The organism is Hoylesella enoeca JCM 12259, assembly GCF_000613405.1.
GTDB classification, from domain to species: Bacteria; Bacteroidota; Bacteroidia; order Bacteroidales; family Bacteroidaceae; genus Prevotella; species Prevotella enoeca.
In genome coordinates this window covers 1-2,301 of the sequence record NZ_BAIX01000092.1, presented here as the reverse complement: position 1 = coordinate 2,301, position 2,301 = coordinate 1, and the positions used below count along the sequence as shown (strand labels likewise).

The 2,301-nt window shown below is 50.1% G+C and carries 3 protein-coding genes; all 3 read right to left on the bottom strand.

The genetic code is table 11. The features are described from left to right. Window positions 1-255 (bottom strand): HU family DNA-binding protein (locus JCM12259_RS12635; protein WP_025066708.1); only part of this gene is annotated, 255 nt, incomplete at its 3' end. Between the two features lie 66 nt (window positions 256-321). Next, entirely contained in the window at window positions 322-1,953 is a 1,632-nt protein-coding gene (locus JCM12259_RS12630; RefSeq protein WP_025066707.1) for a hypothetical protein, read from the bottom strand. Between the two features lie 24 nt (window positions 1,954-1,977). Further along, window positions 1,978-2,148: a hypothetical protein gene (locus JCM12259_RS16850; RefSeq protein ID WP_156409612.1), complete on the bottom strand. Its 171-nt coding sequence runs from the start codon at window positions 2,146-2,148 to the stop codon at window positions 1,978-1,980. Between the last annotated feature and the right edge of the window lie 153 nt (window positions 2,149-2,301).

Here is a 2,301-nt window from a genome sequence, read left to right as displayed (position 1 = left end):
CGAACTGATCGTGAGATGAAACGAACCCAGGTCGCCAAGGCGCACGCTGTAGCCGTTTTTCAACGCCTGAATAATCTCGAATTGCAGGGCATCGAGCACGGCCTTGATGTCGGGACTCGAAACGGTGCTGCGCTTCTCGATCAACACAACAATGTCGGCCAGCGTCAGCGGCGTAGACTCCGAAATCTGTGCATAATACTTCGTTTCCGTCTTCTTCTGGGGGTTCTTCTTCCCCACGATCTCAAATTTGATCATACTCGTAAAATTTTTAAAAGGTTTATAATTTTGATTGATAACCAGGCAAAAGCCTGATTCTGACAATTAATACTTGATGAAGGGGCGGACGAGACCGTTATGGGGGGAAGTTCCGCTACCAAAACCATCGCCATCGCTGTGAAAATTAATGATGTGATAATTTATAACTGGAGGTGTACCGTCTATAGATTGCGTACTAATTAAATAGTTTTTGAGGGGGTCAATGGTTAATTTCGTGCCTCCTACTTTTGTAAAAGTCTCGTCCAACAACACTCCATACGTGGGGGCTAGGTTATTACTATTATTAAAACCGAGATATTTAACTCCATTTATCCATTCTCCCCAGCCTGCAAGATACCATTTCTTGCCCACGAGCGTGCCGCTCAAGGTTACGCCTGGATTGTAGTGCCCAGCTTCGTAAAAGGCCGGATAGGTTGTCTGCTGATTGGCCTTGATGGCTCCATCGGTGCTGCCGGCCGCTTCCCACGTCCATTTATAGCCTTCCATATCTGTGAGGCGATTTGTTGAGGTATACAAAGTAGTATTGTTAGCGTGTGCCGAAGGAGAGAGAGCGGGGTCACACCAGTAGTATGCGGTTACGTCGCTCACATTTTTCAGGGCAATGGCCACGCGCGCGGTAGGGTCGGCCACAACGCCTACGGGCGTCTTGGTGCCGCCGCCGAAAGTGGTGTCTTTGAAGTGGCCGGTGGTGCCGTCGCTCATCAGATAGATGTAATTGGGCTTGAATTTGATCTTGACCACGTACGATTTGTTTAATTGCATGGTTGGAAGCGCAGTGCTGAGTTGGGGAATGATACCGCCCGTTAGAGGTTTCCAGAATACCGTTCCGCCTGTGAATGTGAGTTTCAGTTTGGAGGCATCGGTGGTGGGCAGGAAGTAGTGGTAATCGCTGGTAGAGGTGTAGGCATAATCCTGTCCGAAGTTTGAATCCCAATATGTGTCCTCGGTGCTGGCGGGGGAGTTGCTGTTTTCGGCCGTCATTGCTCCGTTGGTTGATGTGTAGGCTTTCGTCGCAGGATGATAGGCTGTGGTAGTGGGGATGACGTTAGCAGCCGTGGCTTCGAGCTTGGCCGTGATGTTTTCGGGAATGTGTTTCTGGCAAACAAACTGGGTGCGCAGGCGGCAGCCGACGTGCTTCATCGTGAAGCTGACGGTTTGGTCGGGATCTTGATTGATATTTTCGGTCACGGTTCCGATCATCGCCGTCTCGGCCTTGTTTCTGGCTACGGTCAGATCATTGCCAGACGGAGTTACATCATCGTTGAATGCAACAAAATCATAAGTGCCATGAGGCAGGAGCATCTTCTCTTGTGAGCTAGCGTCGGGGGTGAAGGTGCCGCCGCTGAATGTGCCTTTCATTTCGTCTTTGAGCGTGCCGGCCTGGTAAGCACGGATGGTGTAGTGGCCGGTGGCCGGTGATAATGCGCCGCGCGTCTTCTTTGCTGCCGGTTCACTTTCCACGCTGATCTCGGCTTCGCAGTCGCCAAGGTCTATCGTCTGAGGCTTTGCTGTTTCTGACGTTCTCGTCAGTGTTTCATCCTCGCCAAAGTCTTCGTTGGTAAAGCTGAACTGAATTGTTTGTGTCGGCTCTTTCGCTTCGTTGCTATTCTCGTCATTGCTGCAGCTCGCTGTGAATAGCAGCAGCGCTGCGCTTAAAAACATATAATACTTCTTCATTGTTCCTTGATTTTTAATCGTTGATTACTCAAATTCATACTCTCCGCCGTCGACATCCTCGTCCGGGTCCCAATCCTCTTGCTGCGAACCGGGATTGGGGCGCACCGACGTGCAAACAAATCGCTCTGTCGCCGCTTCGACGACGTGGCATTCGGGCTTCAGATAAGCCATCAAACTCTCTACTTGTTTCTTCATTATTTCATGTTGTTTTGAGTGAATAATTCGTGAAGTTTTCCCCCTTGCTCGGTTGGCAAAAGGCATAAGAAAAGGAACAAAGGGAACTCCGAGAAGCCCTTTGTTTATTGGTGTTTAGCCCACACCTTACGCGCGCGCGTAAGGTAAAGCTGT

Excerpts from the sequence above, each read along its gene's own strand:
- JCM12259_RS12630 (WP_025066707.1), bottom strand. The coding sequence starts at position 1,953 with ATGAAGAAGTATTATATGTTTTTAAGCGCAGCGCTGCTGCTATTCACA.
- JCM12259_RS16850 (WP_156409612.1), bottom strand. The coding sequence starts at position 2,148 with ATGAAGAAACAAGTAGAGAGTTTGATGGCTTATCTGAAGCCCGAATGC.